This is a genomic window from Streptomyces dryopteridis, from assembly GCF_049606955.1.
Classification (GTDB): domain Bacteria; phylum Actinomycetota; class Actinomycetes; order Streptomycetales; family Streptomycetaceae; genus Streptomyces.
Genome location: NZ_CP187113.1, coordinates 3,071,130 through 3,087,933, shown reverse-complemented (window position 1 = coordinate 3,087,933; position 16,804 = coordinate 3,071,130). Strand labels below are relative to the sequence as shown.

The following is a 16,804-nucleotide window of genomic DNA, read 5'->3' as shown; positions in this document are numbered from 1 at the left end:
GTGAAACAGGCCCGTGTGAACTCCCGACCCGGGGGGGCCGGTCAGGGTCGTCGGAACCGTCCGACGACCCGGGGGAGCGGCCGGCTCCGCGGGTCCGGGAACGGCGAAGGGCCTCGCACCCGTCCGTTCGGACGGGTGCGAGGCCCTTGGCGCGTCTGTCGGTCACCCCGCCGAACGGGGTGCCGGGGCGGCGGCCGGAGGGCCGGCCGCCCCGTGTCGCCGCCCGGCATCGGCCGGGCGCCGGATCACTTCAGCTTGGTGCCGGTGGAGCGCAGGTTGGCGCACGCCTCGGTGACGCGCTTCGCCATGCCGGCCTCGGCCAGCTTGCCCCAGGTGCGCGGGTCGTAGGTGGACTTGACGCCGACCTCGCCGTCGACCTTCAGCACGCCGTCGTAGTTGCGGAACATGTGGTCCGCGACCGGGCGGGTGAAGGCGTACTGGGTGTCGGTGTCGAGGTTCATCTTCACGACGCCGTTCTCCAGCGCGGTGGCGATCTCCTGCTCGGTGGAGCCGGAGCCGCCGTGGAAGACGAAGTCGAACGGGCTGGTCTTGCCGTACTTCTCGCCCACACCCTGCTGGAGGTCCTTCAGGAGCTCCGGACGCAGGACGACGTTGCCCGGCTTGTACACGCCGTGCACGTTGCCGAAGGAGGCGGCGAGCAGGTAGCGGCCCTTCTCGCCCAGGCCCAGGGCCTCGGCGGTGCGGATCGCGTCGTCGACGGTGGTGTACAGCTCGTCGTTGATCTCGTGGGTGACGCCGTCCTCCTCGCCACCGGTCGGGGTGATCTCGACCTCGAGGATGATCTTCGCGGCGGCGGCCTTGGCCAGCAGCTCCTGGCCGATGGCCAGGTTGTCGGACAGGGTCTCGGCGGAGCCGTCCCACATGTGCGACTGGAAGAGGGGGTTCAGGCCGCGGGCGACACGCTCGGCGGACACCTCGATGAGGGGGCGGACGTAGGCGTCCAGCTTGTCCTTCGGGCAGTGGTCGGTGTGCAGGGCCACCGTGATGTCGTACTTGGCAGCGACCACGTGCGCGAACTCGGCCAGGGCGACCGCGCCGGTGACCATGTCCTTGTTGTACTGGCCGCCCAGGAACTCCGCACCACCGGTGGAGATCTGGATGATGCCGTCGCTCTCGGCCTCAGCGAAGCCGCGCAGGGCAGCGTGCAGGGTCTGGGTCGAGGTCACGTTGATGGCCGGGTAGGCGAACTTGCCTGCCTTCGCCCGGTCGAGCATCTCGTTGTAGACCTCGGGGGTTGCGATGGGCATCTGTCCGCTCCTTGTGATGTGCGGGGTGTGTTGCTGATGGCTGGCCCTGACCTTCGGGGCGACGTTGCCCCGCCGGGGCCATCTTCCCAGACTTGGCGCACACCTCCACCCCGAGCGATCGGCACTGTTTCCCGTGAAACCGTGCCGATGTCGAAAAAGTGCAGGTCAGGGGGGGTAGGGGCGGAGGTGGGGACCTAAGTCACCAGTTGTGCCGAAGAGGGCCCGCGCACCGCTCGGACCTGCTGGAACACCGTTCCCGAGGCCCCCGGCGGGCTCCCTCCCCGGGGGCCGGCCACACGCGTCCATCCGGGGTCCCGCGCACCGCCGTGCACCCGAGATCGACCGATCCCCGACCCCGCCCCGGGCCCCGCGCGGAGCGGACACGACGACGGCGCCGCGCGGGTCCTCGGGACCGGCGCGACGCCGTCGGCACAGCGGTGGGGCGATGTCGGTGGATCAGGAGAGACCGAGGTCACCCAGGCGGTAGCCGGTGAGGTAGGTCAGCCCGGCCTCCGCGATCGCGTCGGCCGCGCCCCGGTCCACGATCGTGGCGACGGCGACGACCTCGCCGCCGGCCTCGCGGACCGCTTCCACGGCGGTCAGCGGGGAGCCGCCGGTGGTGGAGGTGTCCTCCACCACGAGGCAGCGCCGGCCCTTCACGTCGGTGCCCTCGATGCGGCGCTGCATGCCGTGCGCCTTCTGCGCCTTGCGCACCACGAACGCGTCCAGCCGCTGCCCGCGCGCCGCGGAGGCGTGCAGCATCGAGGTCGCCACCGGGTCGGCGCCCAGGGTCAGTCCGCCGACGCAGTCGAAGTCCAGCTCGGCGGTGAGGTCGAGCATGACCTGACCGACCAGCGGGGCCGCCTCGCCGTCCAGGGTGATCCGACGGAGGTCGATGTAGTAGTCGGCCTCCCGCCCGGAGGAGAGAATCACCTTGCCGTGGACCACGGCCTTGTCCTTGATCTGCGAAAGCAGCTCACCACGCACGTCACTCATGCCCATGAGCTTAAAGCCGGCCGGTCACGGGCGCCGCCACGTCCACGTGGCGGAAACCTCCAGCGGATCCACCGGGGTCACGAGCCGCGGCTGGGTGTTGAGGCCGTTGGGCGGGCCGGTCTGCGGCTCCACGCACACCGCCTCGGGCTGTTCGTCGTAGACCACGACCCACTCGGCGCGGCTGGTGATCCGCAGCTCCAGCGTCTCGGGCCAGGTGAGGGTGACGTCCACGCCGTACGGCATCCCGAAGCAGTCGTCCCACGGCCCCGGCCCGGGTTCGACCCGGGCCCCGGTCGGCAGGTGGTCCTCGCCGCGCTCCTCCTGCCACTCGGGCCGGAAGTCGATCCGGACCTCTCCCCCGCCCTGCCCGAGGTCGCGCAGGAACCAGGGGTGCCAGCCGGCCTGGGCCGGGAACGAGTCCTCGTGGGTCTCGATGCCCAGGGTCATGGTCAGGGCGGTCTCGGACAGCTCGAAGATCTGCGTCACCCGGCCCCGATAGGGCCAGGGCTCGGCCAGGTCCCAGTAGAACGCGACGCTCCGATCGGTGTCCTGACCGGAGGCGGGGCGGACCGGGGTCCAGGCCGCGTCGCGCCCGAAACCGTGGATGGCGTGGGGCGGGTGGTTCACGGGCATCTGGTGGGTGGTGGCGCCGTCCTGGAAGCGACCGTCGGCGATCCGACCGCACCAGGGGACCATCGGGAACGATCCGTACCCCGGTCCCTGGCGCAGCAGTTCCACCCCGTCCACCCTCAGGCCGACGACCCGACAGCCGTTGTCCTCGTCGATCGTCACGTCGACGCCGGCCGCCTTGAGTTGCGTAGTCATGGGGCCGACCCTAGGGGTTCGGCCCGCCCGGCGCGGAACGCCCGGGCGGGCTCAGCGGCGACGGCGCAGGGCGCGGGCCAGGACGACGGCGCCGGCCAGCGCGACGGCGGCGGCCGGGGCGAGGCGACGCAGGTCGACGCCGGGGTTGACGCTGCCGGGCGCGGGCACCGGCGCGTACCGACCGCGCGGCGGCGCGTGGTCGACCTCCTCCGCGCTGCGGCCGATCATCGTGCGCCGGGCGTGCGCGGCCTCGGCGGGTGGGCGGGGGGCCTCGATGCCGGTCAGATCGCTGAACTCCTCCTCGGGGAAGGGGTCGAGGGAGGGCGGGGGGACCTCGGTGTCGAAGACGGAGGGCTCGGGCGGGCTGCCCTTGCGCCCCGGCGGCACGGTGCCGCCGGCGGTGCCGGGCTCCGCGCCGGAGCCGGGCCCGGCGTCGGCGGCCTCGACCTCGGCGTCGGCCTCGGCGGCGGCGTCCGCAGCGGCGTCGGTGCCCGTGTGCTCGGCGGTCGGGGCGCGGCCCGCCTCGGCGGCCAGCCCGCCCACGGTCCGGTCGAGCAGTCGGCGCGTGGCCGTGTCGAGGGTCTCCGCCGGCAGCTCGGCGGCCCGTCCCTCGGCCGTGCCCCCGGCCGTCACGGTGATCCGCGTGCCCGAGCCGTCCGCCGTGGGTTCGAGACGCAGTTTCACGTGAAACACGACCGTGCCGCTCCCCCGCACCTCCCCGGCCTTGCCCGCGAACACGAACGCGCCGTCCTCGTCCTCGTCGAGGTCCGCGCCGCCCCGGTAGGTGATGGTGTGCTTGCCCAGCCGCAGTCTCAGCCGACCGGTGAACGGATCGGCCGCCGCGTCGGCGTCGCGTTGGAGGCCGGGCACGCACCGGGCCGCCCGGGCGGGGTCGCGCAGGACCGCGCGCAGCTCGTGGACAGGGACCGGGACGACCGCCTGATGCTCCATGTCGCCGAGCCTAGGCCACCGCGCGCCCCGGGGACCCGGTCGTGCGCCGATCGGGCCGCGCCCACCCGGTCAGGCGCGTGCGCACGGGTGGTGGGGTCGTTCAGGAGGCGAAGCGGGGGTGCGCCAGGGTGGACGGGGGCAGGCCGGGGATGCGGGTGCTCTCGGTGTCCCGGCCGGCGTCGGCGAGGGAGTGCGCCGACAGGGAGCGCAGCCAGGGCGCGTCCTTGCGCACGCCGAGGGCGGGCGGGGCGCCGGGCGCCGCGAGGACGAACCCCCAGTCCTGGGGCGGGGTGTCGCTCTCGCCGGGGATCCGGTCGGGGCCGGCGGCGAAGCCGGAGAGCCTGCCGCCGGCGCTGTAGGGGGTGGTGCCGAGTCCGGCGGCGCGGAGGGTGGACTCGACGGTCCAGAAGGTGCGGGGGCGGGTGCTCAACGGGCCGGCGTGGACGGCGATGAGGCCGCCGGGGCGCAGGCTGTGGGCGGCGAGCCCGTAGAACTCCTGCGAGTAGAGCTTGGTGCTGGGGGTGATGCCGGGGTCCGGCAGGTCGGAGAGGATCACGTCGAAGGGGCCGTAGGGGGCCCGGGCGCCGGGGCCGCGCAGCCAGCGGAAGGCGTCGGCGTTGACGGTGTGGACGCGGCGGTCGGCGAAGGCGCGGGTGTTGAGGGCGGAGAGCATCGGGTCGGTGCGGGCGAGGTCGACGACGCCGGGGTCGAGTTCGACGACGGTGACGGAGCGCACGTCGGGGTAGCGGAGCACCTCGCGGGCGGCGAGGCCGTCGCCGCCGCCGAGGATGAGGACGTTCTCGTGCCGTCCGGTCATGGCGGGGTGGACGAGGGCCTCGTGGAAGCGGTACTCGTCGTAGCCGCTGACCCGCAGTCGGCCGTCCAGGTAGAGGTCGAGGGTGCGGGGCGAGCCGTGGTCGGGGCCGGTGACGACGAGTTCCTGGACTCCGGTCTGGAGGGCCACGCGGACCTCGGGGCCGTAGATGCGCTCGCGGGCGAGGCGTTCGAAGTCGTCGGCGAGCACGGTGGCCGAGGCGAGGACCAGCAGGACGAGGGCGTTGCCCAGGACGAGCCGGCGCTTGGCGCGGGGGGTCAGGTCGCCCCGGAACAGCCACAGGACGAGGGCGCCGCCGGCGGCCGCGTTGACCGTGCCGGTGAGCATGGCGCCGGTGAGCTGGCCGAGCAGTGGCAGCAGCACGAAGGGGAAGGCGAGCCCGCCGACGAGGGCGCCCACGTAGTCGGCGGCGAAGAGGTCGGCGACGGCGCCGCCGGCGTCCTGCCGGCGGATCCGCTGGATCATCACCATCAGCAGCGGGATCTCGGCGCCGATGAGGATGCCGATGGCCAGGGAGAACAGCACGATCACGGGGCGGGATTCGCCGAGCCAGGCGAAGCAGGCGTACAGGGCGGTGGCGGAGAGGCCGCCGACGAGGGCGAGGGCCGCCTCGATGGCGCCGAAGCCGGCGGCCGCGCTGCCGCGCAGACGCTTGGCGAGCAGGGAGCCGACGCCCATGGCGAAGACCATGACGGACAGCACGACGGAGGACTGGGTGACCGAGTCCCCGATCAGGTACGAGGCCAGGGCCACGAGTTCGAGCTCGTAGACGAGGCCGCACGCCGCGCACACGAAGACGGTGGCCAGCACGAGGAATCGGCCGGTCCGGGGGTCCACGGGCAGTGTGGCGGAGGAGGGTGTCGCACGCCGCGGCTCCGGGTTCGGGAGCACTTCGCGGGGGGCGGATCGGTCGATCATGCAGGGAACCGTACGTGACGGAGCGCGGTCGTCCGGTCACCCACATGGGTGCCGCGCGGGCGCCCACGCCGCCGGTTGGCGTAATGCCGAGGGTGCATGGACGCACGTGGGACGACGTGCGGTGCCGGGTGGGACGGGGCCGTCGGGGGCACGGACGGGGGGCGTCGTTTTCGGGTGCGCGCGCTCGCGCAGGGGAGCGCGCGGGGCGCGCGTGTGGAGCTGTCGGCGCGCGGTACGGCGTGCGTTCGGTACCGGGCTCCCGTCCGCGCCGGGGGGGGCGGCCTCACGCACGGCACGGGTGGTGTCGCGGCCGCGCCGCGGTGGCGCCGGGGCCGCGGGAACCCCGTGGGGCCCTCGTGCGCGGGACGGCCGGGGCTTGCTCCGAACGGGTGAACGGGCGAACGGGCGCGGGGCGGCTCAGACCGCGGCGGGCAGGGCGGTCGGGACGGCCGTGACCGTGAGAGGGACCGGGTCCGCGTCCGGGGCGGGAGTGCGCACGGTGACCCGGGTGCGGGTCGCGACGAGCTGGTTCTCCTGCGGGTAGGCGTGCCAGGTGCGCCAGCGGACCTGGCCCTCGTGCCGCCCGGCGAGCAGGGCGGTGAAGGCGTAGGGGCTGCCCGGGAAGGTGCCGGCGATGCCGTGGGGGTGGTCGGCGACCAGCGCCAGCAACTCCTGGGCCCGACCGACGAACGCGTCGGTGGTGAGCTGTTCGACGCGGGCGGCGAACTCGTAGTCCCAGGCGCCCACGGTCTTGGCCACGCCCAGCGGGAGGGGGGTCCTGCTGCCGGGCATGCAGGCGACGGTCTCGGAGCAGCGCACCTCGCCCTGTTCCAGGAGCACCTGGTGGGAGGCGCCGAGGAGGCGCAGCTCCACGGCCGCCCCGTCGAGTTCGAGGTTCAGCACGGCCAGGGCGGGCAGCCGCTCCCGCCCGAGGGCCCAGGCGAGGTCGGAGGCACGCGTGTCGGTGTAGGTGGCGTGGAGGGTCGTGAGCATGAGTCGGCTCCGCAAACGCGCGAGGGAGTGGGGCCGGAGCCCCGCCGGCGGTCGTACGACGGGTGGGGGGTCACCGGCTCGGATCCACAGGAAGTCCAGGGAGGGCCGAGGACTGGTCTACTCAACCGAGGGAATCATGAAAGGCACGGCACTCACAGCGTTTTTACCCAACTTGACGGGGTTTACATCCCCTCGGGGGCAATGCGGTTCACGTGTTCAACAACGTCGTCGGTGTCGGCCACTCGCAGGAGCCCGCAGAGGACAATCCCCCTGCCGGGCAAAGATGATGCACGCAGCGCGCTCGATGCTTTCGCGGCGCCCGCGCGGGGCGCACGGGGCGTGTGTTTCCGCGGTTCTCGCTCCCGTGCGCCTGCCGGGTCTCACCGGGCAGCGGCCCGGGTCCGGGCTCTCCGTTCGATGGGGCGGTCCTGATCCCGCCTGTGCCCGCGACCGGGGCGCCTCAACCTTCCGTTCGCGTCAATCGACGGACGATACGCCGCCGTCGCGACGTCACCGGCCGGGGCGGTTCCTCCGGTTCCGCGGGCCCCAGCGAGCCGATCCCCCGTGCCACCACCCACGCGCACCCGAACGCCACCACCGCCAGCGGCAAGGCCAGGGCCAGGAACATGACGTGTGCCCCCTTCCGGAACTCCTCGGTCCCCACCGAGTGGCGAAACCCCCGTGTCCCGCCTCATCAAGGGGATTCCCCGCCGGCCCGCGCCGAACCCGGCCGCCCCCGCGCCGTCACGAGCCGCCGCATCCCCCGCCGCCCCCGCAGGACGAGGAGGAGGAACCGCACGAGGAGGACGAAGAGGAGCAGGAGGACGAGGAGGAGCCGCACGAGTGGGACGAGCCCGGCGAGTCGTGCCCGTGGTGCGTGGAGGACGAGGACGGGGACGAGGACCCGCAGGAGGAGGCCGTCCCGGCCCCGGCCGCCCACCACGAGGCGTCCGAGGAGGAGGACGAAGAGGACGACGACGAGGAGGACGACGAGCGGCGCCCGTTCCCCGCGCCCGCCCGCGCCTTCCCGAGCACCGCCCGACGCGCGCGCCGCGCCCGCCGCGTCGCCGCCCGCACCGCCAACAGCCCCGCGACGACCACCACCGCCGTCACCGCCAGGATCCAGATCAGCACAGCCATGACTCACGCTCCGTGTCACCGGCCCGGCCCTCGGCCGGGTGCGCGTACCCCCGTGGTCCGCGGTGATCGGGGGATGCCCGTTCGACACTCCCGCGAAAGCGCACTTGAGCAAGAACAGAGCTTGCCCGCAGGATGGCGACCATGGACCTGCCCGTGGGCGCCGAACGCCCCTTCCTGAACCGCCGTCTCGCCGCCTTCGGCACGACGATCTTCGCCGAGATGTCCGCGCTCGCCGCCCGCACCGGCTCCATCAATCTCGGTCAGGGCTTCCCCGACACCGACGGCCCCGCCGAGATCGCCGAGGCCGCCGTGCGCGCCCTGCGCGAGGGACGCGGCAACCAGTACCCGCCCGGTCCGGGGGTCCCGGAGCTGCGCCGGGCGGTGGCCGAGCACCAACTGCGCTTCCACGGGCTGTCCTTCGACCCGGACTCCGAGGTGCTGATCACGGCGGGCGCCACCGAGGCCATCGCCGCCGCCCTGCTGGCCCTGCTGGAGCCGGGGGACGAGGTGGTGGCGCTGGAGCCGTTCTACGACTCGTACGCGGCGTGCATCGCGATGGCGGGGGCCACCCGGGTGCCCGTCACCCTGCGCCCCGACGGCCCCGAGGGCGAGACCTTCGTGCTGGACCACGACGAGCTGCGCGCCGCCGTCGGCCCGCGCACCCGGCTGCTGTTGGTGAACACCCCGCACAACCCGACCAGCACGGTGCTGGGTCCGGCCGATCTGGCCGCGATCGCCGAGCTCGCCATCGAGCGGGACCTGCTGGTGATCACGGACGAGGTGTACGAGCACCTGGTGTTCGGGACGCGCCACGTGCCGCTGGCCTCGCTGCCGGGCATGCGGGAGCGAACGGTGACGATCTCCTCGGCCGGCAAGACCTTCTCGTTCACGGGCTGGAAGGTCGGCTGGGTGACGGCGCCGCCGGAGTTGACGGCGGCGGTGCGGTCCGCCAAGCAGTTCCTCACCTACGTCTCCTCCGGCCCGTTCCAGTACGCGATCGCCGAGGCGCTGGCCCTGCCGGACTCCTACTACGACACGCTGCGCGCGGACCACGAGCGCAAGCGGGACATCCTCTCGGCGGGCCTGCGGGCGGCCGGGCTGCGGGTGTTCAGGCCGGCGGGCACGTACTTCGTGACCACCGACATCGCCCCGCTCGGCGAGGAGGACGGCATGGCCTTCTGCCGTTCGCTGCCCGAGCGCTGCGGGGTGGTGGCCATCCCCAACGCCGTGTTCTACGACGACAAGCAGGCCGGTCGCACACTGGTGCGCTGGGCGTTCTGCAAGAAGGACGAGGTCCTGCGGGAAGCCGCCGACCGCCTGACGACCCTGGCCCGCTGAGTCCGCGCGGCCCGCCGGGCGGGGGCGTTCGGGCGTTCGGGGGTGGGGCGCTCGTAGGGTGTGGGCAGCGTCGTCGGCGCGGTGGGGCAGCGGATTCTCGGAAGTGGACTCGATGACTGTGCGCGGGCCCGAAGGCGGCGTCCTGGGTGTGACCGGCAGGGCGCCGGCGGCGCCCCGGCCCGTTCCGATCGGGCGGGCGGACCTGCCGCCCCCGGTGGCCGGGCTGCCCGGCTGGGCCCTGGCCCTGGGCCTGTTCCTCACCGTGCGCGGCGCGGGGGCGTTGACGGTCGCGCTCGGCGCGTGGGCGAGCGGGCGGCGGCCGTTGACGGTGCTCGGCGGGTCCTGGGACTCGCGGTGGTACCTGTCGATCGTGACGCACGGGTACGGGCGCACGCAGATCTGGCCGGAGTTGGACTCGGTCCAGTCCGATCTGGCGTTCTTCCCGCTGTTCCCGGGGCTGACCCGGCTGTTGTGCGCGGTGACGGGAATGCCGCCGATGGCGGCCGGGTTGCTGGTGGCGTGGGCGGCGGCGGCCGCGGCGGCGGTCGGGGTGTACCAGGTCGCGCGACGTGTGGGGGGCACGCGCACGGCGGTGCTGTCGGTGCTGTTGTGGTCGGCCTTGCCGCACGCGGTGGTCTTGGGCATCGCGTACACCGAGCCCCTGCTGACCGCGTGCGCGGCCTGGGCCCTGTACGCGGTGCTGCGCGGGTGGTGGGGCTGGGCGGCGGTGGCGGCGGTGCTCGCGGGGCTGACCCGGCCGACGGGGATCGCGGTGGCGGCGGCGGTATCGGTGGCGGCGTTGTGCGCGGTGGTGGCCGCGCGGGGGCGGGCCCGGCCGGGGATCTGGGCGGCGGGGCTGTGCGCGCCGGCGGGGTGGGCGGCGTACGTGCTGGCGGTGGGCGCGCGCCGGGGGGACCTGTGGGGCGGGTACTTCGCGGTGCAGGCGGACTGGGGGTCCCGGTTCGACTTCGGGCGCGGGGTGGTGACCTCGGTGGCGCGGTTGGCGGCGGATCCGGGCCGGGCCCCGATCGTGACGCTGACGGTGCCGCTGGTGCTGGCGGGGGTGGTGTGGTCGGCGGTGGCGCTGGCGCGGACCCGGCCGCTGCCGCCGCTTCCGGTGCTGGTCTACACGGGGGTGTTGTTGCTGATCGCGTTCGGCGGGGCGGGGTTCTTCGAGTCCCGGCCGCGGTTCCTGCTGCCCGCCTTCCCGTTGTTGCTGCCGGCGGCGTGGGCGCTGGGGCGGGCGCGGCGGCGGACGGCGGTGGCGGTGGTGGGCGGGCTGGCGGCGGTGTCCTGCGGCTGGGGCGCGTACCTGCTGCTGGGTTCCGGTCTGCCGCTCTGACGCCGCCGGAGGTACGGCTCGGGGCCGCACGGAAGGTTCCCGTGCGGCCCCGGAGGCGGTGTGCGCGGCGCGGACGCGGCGCGGTGGGGTCAGCCCTTGTTGACGTCGCCCTTGGCGTCGTCGTCCCCGGCGTCGCCCTTGGCCTCGGCGGCCTCGTCACCGGCGGCGGACTCGCCGGCCTCGGCGGACTCGTCCTCGCCCAGGCCCAGCTCGTTGGTGAGCCAGTGGTCGAACTCGATGGCCGCGCGGACCCAGCTGACCGTGGAGGACACGAAGTGCTCCAGGGAGACGCCGGTGCCGATCAGCATCTGGCCCTCGCCGATCAGGCGGACGGTGCCGTCGTCGTGGGTGTGGCTGTAGACCTTGGGCCACAGGGTGCGGCGGTTCCAGTCGTCCACGGACTCCAGGAGCTGCGGCTTGTCCTCGATCGCGTGGGGGCGGTCGTAGAAGGTGCGCACGGAGAACACCTGCTGCTCCCCTTCGCCCCGGAACATGAAGTAGGTCCGGAACTCCTCCCACGGCGCGGCGAGGTCACCCTCGTCGTCGACGATGTACTTCAGCTCCATCTGTTCGAGGAGCTGCTTGACCAGGTCCTGGTCGGGGACGACGGGGCCCGCCGGCCCCGCGGCCTGGGGTTCGGGCTGTCCTCCGAAATTCGGAATCGCGGCCGGGTCGATGCTCACCGTGGTTTCCCTTCGTGCGGATGTCGTCATCCTCTCCCATCCCGCCCGCCCTGTGGCAAGCCCGCGCCCACTCGATCCGCTTCGGGCGGAAGCGGGGGGTGGGCGCGGGCACGCGGAGCGAGCGGCGGGGCACGGTGTGCGACGGCGTGCGCCCGGCGGTTCAGCCGGCCTTGCCGACGAGCAGGTCGTCCCCGGCCACGTCCACCCGGACCGTGTCGCCGTCGACGACCTCGCCGGCGAGGATCTCGCGGGCGAGCCGGTCCCCGAGCGCCGTCTGGATCAGTCGGCGCAGCGGTCGGGCGCCGTAGGCGGGGTCGTTGCCCTTGTCGGCGAGCCAGGCCAGGGCCTCGGGGCTCACGTCGAGGGTGAGTCGGCGTTCGGCGAGGCGGGCGGCGAGGCGGGCGATCTGGAGTTCCGCGATCCGGCCGAGTTCGGCGCGGTCGAGGGCCGAGAAGACCACGAGGTCGTCGAGGCGGTTGAGGAACTCTGGCTTGAAGGAGGCGCGGACCACCTCCAGCACCCGGGCCCGCTTCTCCTCGGGTCCGGTGACCGGGTCCACGAGGAACTGGCTGCCGAGGTTGGAGGTGAGGATGAGGATGGTGTTGCGGAAGTCCACCGTCCGACCCTGGCCGTCGGTGAGCCGGCCGTCGTCGAGGACCTGGAGCAGGATGTCGAAGACCTCGGGGTGGGCCTTCTCCACCTCGTCGAGCAGGACCACGCTGTACGGGCGGCGCCGCACGGCCTCGGTGAGCTGCCCGCCCTCCTCGTAGCCCACGTAGCCGGGCGGGGCGCCGACGAGCCGGGCCACGCTGTGCTTCTCGGAGTACTCGGACATGTCGATGCGGACCATGGCCCGCTCGTCGTCGAAGAGGAAGTCGGCGAGCGCCTTGGCCAGCTCGGTCTTGCCGACGCCGGTGGGGCCGAGGAAGAGGAAGGAGCCGGTGGGGCGGTCGGGGTCGGCGATCCCGGCGCGGGTGCGGCGGACGGCGTCGGAGACGGCGCGGACGGCCTCGCCCTGGCCGATCAGGCGGCGGCCGAGCTCGTCCTCCATGCGCAGCAGCTTCCGCGTCTCGCCCTCCATCATCCGGCCGGCCGGGATGCCGGTCCAGGCGGCGACCACGTCGGCGATGTCGTCGGGGCCGACCTCGTCCTTGACCATGGTGTCGCGGGCGGCCTCCGCCTCGGCCTCGGTGGCCTCGGCGAGTTCGCGCTCCAGGGTCGGGATCTCGCCGTAGAGGAGCTTGGACGCGGAGTCGAAGTCGCCGTCGCGCTGGGCGCGCTCGGCCTGTCCGCGCAGGTCGTCGAGGCGTTCCTTGAGTTCGCCGACGCGGTTGAGGGAACGCTTCTCCTTCTCCCAGCGGGCGGTCAGGCCGCGCAGTTCCTCCTCCCGGTCGGCGAGGTCCTTCAGCAGCCGGGCCAGGCGCTCGCGGGAGGCGGCGTCCGACTCGTTGCGCAGGGCCAGTTCCTCCATGCGCAGGCGGTCCACGGAGCGCTGGAGCTCGTCGATCTCCACGGGCGAGGAGTCGATCTCCATGCGGAGCCGGGAGGCGGCCTCGTCCACGAGGTCGATTGCCTTGTCGGGCAGGAAGCGGGAGGTGATGTAGCGGTCGGAGAGGGTGGCGGCGGAGACGAGCGCGCCGTCGTTGATGACCACCTTGTGGTGGGCCTCGTAGCGGCCCTTGAGCCCGCGCAGGATCGCGATGGTGTCCTCGACGCTGGGCTCGGCCACGAGCACCTGCTGGAAGCGGCGCTCCAGGGCGGGGTCCTTCTCGATCCGCTCGCGGTACTCGTCGAGGGTGGTCGCGCCGACCATGCGCAGTTCGCCGCGGGCCAGCATCGGCTTCAGCATGTTGCCGGCGTCCATGGCGGAGTCCCCGCCGGCGCCCGCGCCGACCACCGTGTGCAGCTCGTCGATGAACGTGATGATCTGGCCGTCGCTCTCCTTGATCTCGGCCAGCACGGTCTTGAGGCGCTCCTCGAACTCGCCCCGGTACTTGGCGCCGGCGACCATCGCGCCGAGGTCGAGGGAGACCAGCCGCTTGCCCTTGAGGGACTCGGGCACGTCGCCCTTGACGATGCGCTGCGCGAGCCCCTCGACGACGGCCGTCTTGCCGACGCCGGGCTCGCCGATCAGCACCGGGTTGTTCTTGGTGCGGCGGGAGAGGACCTGGACGACCCGGCGGATCTCCTGGTCCCGCCCGATGACGGGGTCGAGCCGGCCCTCGCGGGCGGCGGCGGTGAAGTCCGTGCCGAACTTCTCCAGGGCCTTGTACTGGCCCTCCGGGTCGGGGGTGGTCACCCTGCGTGCTCCTCGTGCGTTCTGGAAGGCGTCGAGCAGGGCGCGCGCGGTCGCGCCCTGGGCGGTCATGACCTCGCCGGCCGCGCCGCCCTTGGCGGCGATCGCGATCAGGAGGTGCTCGGTGGAGAGGTAGGTGTCGCCGAGCCGGCCCGCCTCGGCGTCGGCCTCGGCGAGGACGGCGAGCAGGTCGCGGCTGGGCTGCGGGGGTGCGACGGTGGAACCGGCGACGCTGGGCAGGCCCGCCAGGATCCGGTCGGCGCCCGCGCGGATCGCGGCCTGGTCGGCGCCGACGGCGGCGAGCAGGTCGGTGACGTTCTCGTTGTCCTGCCCGGCGAGCAGGGCCGGCAGCAGGTGGGCCGGGGTCAGGTCGGGGTGGCCGTCCTTGGCGGCGCGGGCCGCCGCCGCGTTCAGGGCCTCCCGGCTCCGGTTGGTCAGTTCGGCGTCCACGTGCGCCTTCTCCTCTCCCTCTCCGTACAGATGCTGACACGCTCAACGTGCACAAAGTTGAGTCTATTCCACTCAAGGTGAATCCGGCACCCCGACCCCGCACGGATCAGGGGCGGCTCGGGGGCGTTTCGGGGGTGTCTCAGGGGTGCGCACGGGGCGCGCGGGGCGGGGAGGGCGGCGGGAACGCGCGGGCGCGGGCCGGCCGGGTCCCGCCTCCCGCGACCGGCCGGGCCTTCCGTACCCTTCGCGCATGGCTCACGACGCGCTCGATCCGACCCCGGAGTTCCTGGCCTTCTGGCGGGAACGGCTGCTGTGCACGCTGACGACCCCTCGCGCCGACGGCACCCCGCACGTGGTGCCCGTGGGGGTGACCTACGACCCCGAGGCGGGGCTGGCGCGCGTGATCACGCGGTCCGGCAGCCGCAAGGTCCGCAACGTGGAGGAGGCGCACGCGCGCGGGCAGGCCCCCCGGGTGGCCGTGTGCCAGCTCGACGGGGGCCGCTGGGCCACCCTGGAGGGCGTCGCGCGGGTGGTCCGGGACCCGGAGGCCGTCGCGGACGCGGTGGCCCGTTACGCGGAGCGCTACGGGCGCGTGCCGGCGCCCAACCCGGAGCGGGTGCTCATCGAGATCGCCCTCGACCGGGCCATGGGCCGGGCCTGAGCCCCGAAGTCCGCGGCCGACACGGCCGGGAACGACACAACGGCGCCATCGTGGTCAGGTCCACGATGGCGCCGTTGTGTGGGGGAAGCGCCCGGGGCGACGGCAACGAGGGGGATCGCCTCAGGCACTGCGGGGTGTGGCAGGGGTGGCCTCGGAAGCGAAGAGGCTGTGGTCACGGGCGTCGAGGTTGACGAAGACCATGCCGTAGCGGACCTCGCAGCGCACGGGCTGCGGCGCCCCGCGCGGCCGGCGCAGGCACCGGTAGGCCCGCACGTCCTCGTCCTCGTCGCGGGTGATCACGATGGGCTGGCCGAACAGGGTGACCATGAGGGAGTCACCGGCGTGCGGGATGGCCGTGGCGAGGTCGACGAACTGCCAGCCGGAGCGGTAGGCGGAGGCCATCTCGCGGCGGAAGTCGCGGTCGTCGGGTGTCATCAGGCCACGTCCGTCGGCGCGGTGTTCCAGCCGGTGTCGGTGTCGGTGTTCCACCCGGTGTCGATCACGCGGTACGCGCCGGCCCGACCGGGGGCGTTCCACCCGGTGTCGGTGTCGCTGTTCCACCCCGTGTCGATCGAGGCGGGGGCCACGTTCCAGCCGGTGTCGGGACGGGTGCTGTTCCACCCGGTGTCCGCGGACGCCGGGGCCACGTTCCACCCCGTGTCCACCTTGCCGGAGCCGCCGCTGTTCCAACCGGTGTCCACGCCGGCCGCCACGGCCTCCGCGTCGCCGCCTGCGGCGCTGACCGCCCCCCATGCCGCGACAGCGGAGAAAACAACGGCAAGCGCCGAGCGAAGCATTCTCTGATACATGGTCGGCTTCGTCCTCACTTGATGGAATCCTCTCCCCCGCGTGACAGACGATGGCTCATTCGGGCACGTCGCGGCCACAGGGACGATGCATCATGTTCTTGCATGTTCAGGACCCTGGGGGGTGGAGATTTGCCAATAGACCACACAAACCCGACACATCCCCACCCGGTCACGGCCCTCTGCACGGAGGGCTCACGGCTCTACGCCGCCGCGCTCGGCACCGGGCGGATCAGTCGCGGGGAGGTGCGCAACGCTCCCTGCCTGCTCGAATTCGCCCTGCTCCAGCCGGACCCGGACGACGCCAACCAGCTCCGTCCGGTCGCGCCTTCGGTGGCACTCGCGCAACGTCTTCACCCCTTGGAGCGCGAGATCCAGGAGCGGCGTCGCACCGCTGTAGATCTCACCGACGCTTTTGAGCCGTTCCTGACCATCAGCGCGCAGAGCCCCGCCAACACCCACGCCATCACCGTGCTGGAGGGCTTCGACCAGATCAATTCGGCCCTCGACCTCGCCACCGCCGAATGCCACACCGAGGTGCTGACCATCCAGCCCGGCGGCGCCCGACCCTCCCACGTCCTCTCGCAGGCCCTGGAACGGGACGCCCCGCTGATCGACCGGGGTGTCCGGATACGCACCCTCTACCAACACACCGTGCGCCACAGCCAGGGCACCCTCGCGTACGTGGACCGCATCTCGGCCGGCAAGGTGGAGATCCGGACACTGGAGGAGTTGATAGAGCGGCTCATCGTGTTCGACGAGACCGTCGCGTTCATCCCCGCCCAGGACGACCGCAGGGTGGCCCTGGAACTGCGCCACCCGGGGCTGGTCAGCTACCTGATCAAGGTCTTCGACCAGCTGTGGCGGCGGGCCGTGCCCCTGCGCGACGAGGTCACCTACACCCCGACCCCGAACGGCATCACCGGGATCCAGCGCTCCATCGCCCAACTGCTGGTCGAGGGTCACGTGGACGAGGCCATCGCCCGCCGGCTCGGCATGAACGTGCGCACCGCCCGCGCGCACATCGCCCGGCTCGCCACCGCCCTGGGCAGCGGCAGCCGCGCGCAGCTCGGCTACCTGATCGCCCGCTCGGGCATCCTGGACGGCGCCGGGCCGCTGCTGCCGCCGCACGGGGTGCCCGTGCCCCTGGTCGGCCCCGCCGCGTCCCCCGCCCCCGCCCACGCGCCGCCCGCCGACCCCGTGCCCGGCCCCCAGGACCCCTGAGCCCGCCGGACGCGCGCGAAGGGGCCCCGGAGCCCGGCGGATCACTCCGCGCGGGCCCGGGGCCCCTTCTCACGTGCG

15 protein-coding genes are annotated in these 16,804 nt (G+C 73.5%); 4 read left to right on the top strand and 11 right to left on the bottom strand.

Annotated features, from left to right (window positions below; all coding sequences use genetic code 11):
• Window positions 1–245: 245 nt before the first annotated feature.
• From fbaA to ACN20G_RS13110, 7 genes are all read right to left on the bottom strand, one after another.
• Entirely contained in the window at window positions 246–1,268 is a 1,023-nt protein-coding gene (fbaA, locus tag ACN20G_RS13140; protein WP_424212942.1) for a class II fructose-bisphosphate aldolase, read from the bottom strand.
• 456 nt (window positions 1,269–1,724) lie between these two features.
• Window positions 1,725–2,270 (bottom strand): orotate phosphoribosyltransferase, encoded by a 546-nt coding sequence (pyrE, locus tag ACN20G_RS13135; protein ID WP_424212941.1) that lies wholly within the window; start codon window positions 2,268–2,270, stop codon window positions 1,725–1,727.
• An 18-nt stretch (window positions 2,271–2,288) separates the two neighbouring features.
• A complete protein-coding gene (locus tag ACN20G_RS13130; protein WP_424212940.1) occupies window positions 2,289–3,089 on the bottom strand; it encodes an aldose 1-epimerase in 801 nt (266 codons plus the stop codon).
• A 51-nt stretch (window positions 3,090–3,140) separates the two neighbouring features.
• On the bottom strand, window positions 3,141–4,040 hold the full coding sequence (locus ACN20G_RS13125) for an SRPBCC domain-containing protein (protein ID WP_424212939.1): 900 nt from the start codon (window positions 4,038–4,040) through the stop codon (window positions 3,141–3,143).
• 100 nt (window positions 4,041–4,140) lie between these two features.
• A complete protein-coding gene (locus tag ACN20G_RS13120) occupies window positions 4,141–5,793 on the bottom strand; it encodes a polyamine aminopropyltransferase (RefSeq protein WP_424212938.1) in 1,653 nt (550 codons plus the stop codon).
• 417 nt (window positions 5,794–6,210) lie between these two features.
• Window positions 6,211–6,786: a DUF2617 family protein gene (locus ACN20G_RS13115; protein WP_424212937.1), complete on the bottom strand. Its 576-nt coding sequence runs from the start codon at window positions 6,784–6,786 to the stop codon at window positions 6,211–6,213.
• Between the two features lie 694 nt (window positions 6,787–7,480).
• Window positions 7,481–7,933 carry a hypothetical protein gene (locus ACN20G_RS13110; protein ID WP_424212936.1) on the bottom strand — a complete coding sequence of 151 codons (453 nt, stop codon included), beginning with the start codon at window positions 7,931–7,933 and terminating at the stop codon, window positions 7,481–7,483.
• Window positions 7,934–8,058: 125 nt separating this feature from the next.
• On the opposite strand from ACN20G_RS13110, the gene ACN20G_RS13105 reads away from it, so the two are divergent.
• Together ACN20G_RS13105 and ACN20G_RS13100 are read left to right on the top strand one after the other, a co-directional pair.
• Window positions 8,059–9,264 carry a pyridoxal phosphate-dependent aminotransferase gene (locus ACN20G_RS13105; RefSeq protein WP_424212935.1) on the top strand — a complete coding sequence of 402 codons (1,206 nt, stop codon included), beginning with the start codon at window positions 8,059–8,061 and terminating at the stop codon, window positions 9,262–9,264.
• A gap of 112 nt (window positions 9,265–9,376) precedes the next feature.
• The gene (locus ACN20G_RS13100; RefSeq protein WP_424212934.1) at window positions 9,377–10,606 is read left to right on the top strand and encodes a glycosyltransferase family 39 protein; all 1,230 of its coding nucleotides are present in this window, start codon (window positions 9,377–9,379) and stop codon (window positions 10,604–10,606) included.
• A gap of 89 nt (window positions 10,607–10,695) precedes the next feature.
• On the opposite strand, the gene ACN20G_RS13095 is transcribed toward ACN20G_RS13100, so the two are convergent.
• Entirely contained in the window at window positions 10,696–11,289 is a 594-nt protein-coding gene (locus ACN20G_RS13095; protein ID WP_424212933.1) for a YbjN domain-containing protein, read from the bottom strand.
• A gap of 160 nt (window positions 11,290–11,449) precedes the next feature.
• Window positions 11,450–14,035, bottom strand: coding sequence for an ATP-dependent chaperone ClpB (clpB, locus tag ACN20G_RS13090; protein ID WP_424212932.1), 2,586 nt, complete (start codon window positions 14,033–14,035; stop codon window positions 11,450–11,452).
• A 250-nt stretch (window positions 14,036–14,285) separates the two neighbouring features.
• Between clpB and ACN20G_RS13085 the strand changes: the two genes are divergently transcribed.
• Window positions 14,286–14,696: a pyridoxamine 5'-phosphate oxidase family protein gene (locus tag ACN20G_RS13085; protein WP_424212931.1), complete on the top strand. Its 411-nt coding sequence runs from the start codon at window positions 14,286–14,288 to the stop codon at window positions 14,694–14,696.
• A gap of 120 nt (window positions 14,697–14,816) precedes the next feature.
• On the opposite strand, the gene ACN20G_RS13080 is transcribed toward ACN20G_RS13085, so the two are convergent.
• Together ACN20G_RS13080 and ACN20G_RS13075 are read right to left on the bottom strand one after the other, a co-directional pair.
• The gene (locus ACN20G_RS13080; protein ID WP_424212930.1) at window positions 14,817–15,131 is read right to left on the bottom strand and encodes a (2Fe-2S)-binding protein; all 315 of its coding nucleotides are present in this window, start codon (window positions 15,129–15,131) and stop codon (window positions 14,817–14,819) included.
• Window positions 15,131–15,397, bottom strand: a complete 267-nt coding sequence (locus tag ACN20G_RS13075) for a hypothetical protein (RefSeq protein ID WP_424212929.1) — start codon at window positions 15,395–15,397, stop codon at window positions 15,131–15,133. Before ACN20G_RS13075 ends, ACN20G_RS13080 begins: the two co-directional genes overlap by 1 nt.
• Window positions 15,398–15,607: 210 nt before the next feature.
• On the opposite strand from ACN20G_RS13075, the gene ACN20G_RS13070 reads away from it, so the two are divergent.
• Complete coding sequence (locus ACN20G_RS13070; protein WP_424212928.1) at window positions 15,608–16,726, top strand: helix-turn-helix transcriptional regulator; 1,119 nt, start codon at window positions 15,608–15,610, stop codon at window positions 16,724–16,726.
• The last annotated feature ends 78 nt before the right edge of the window (window positions 16,727–16,804 follow it).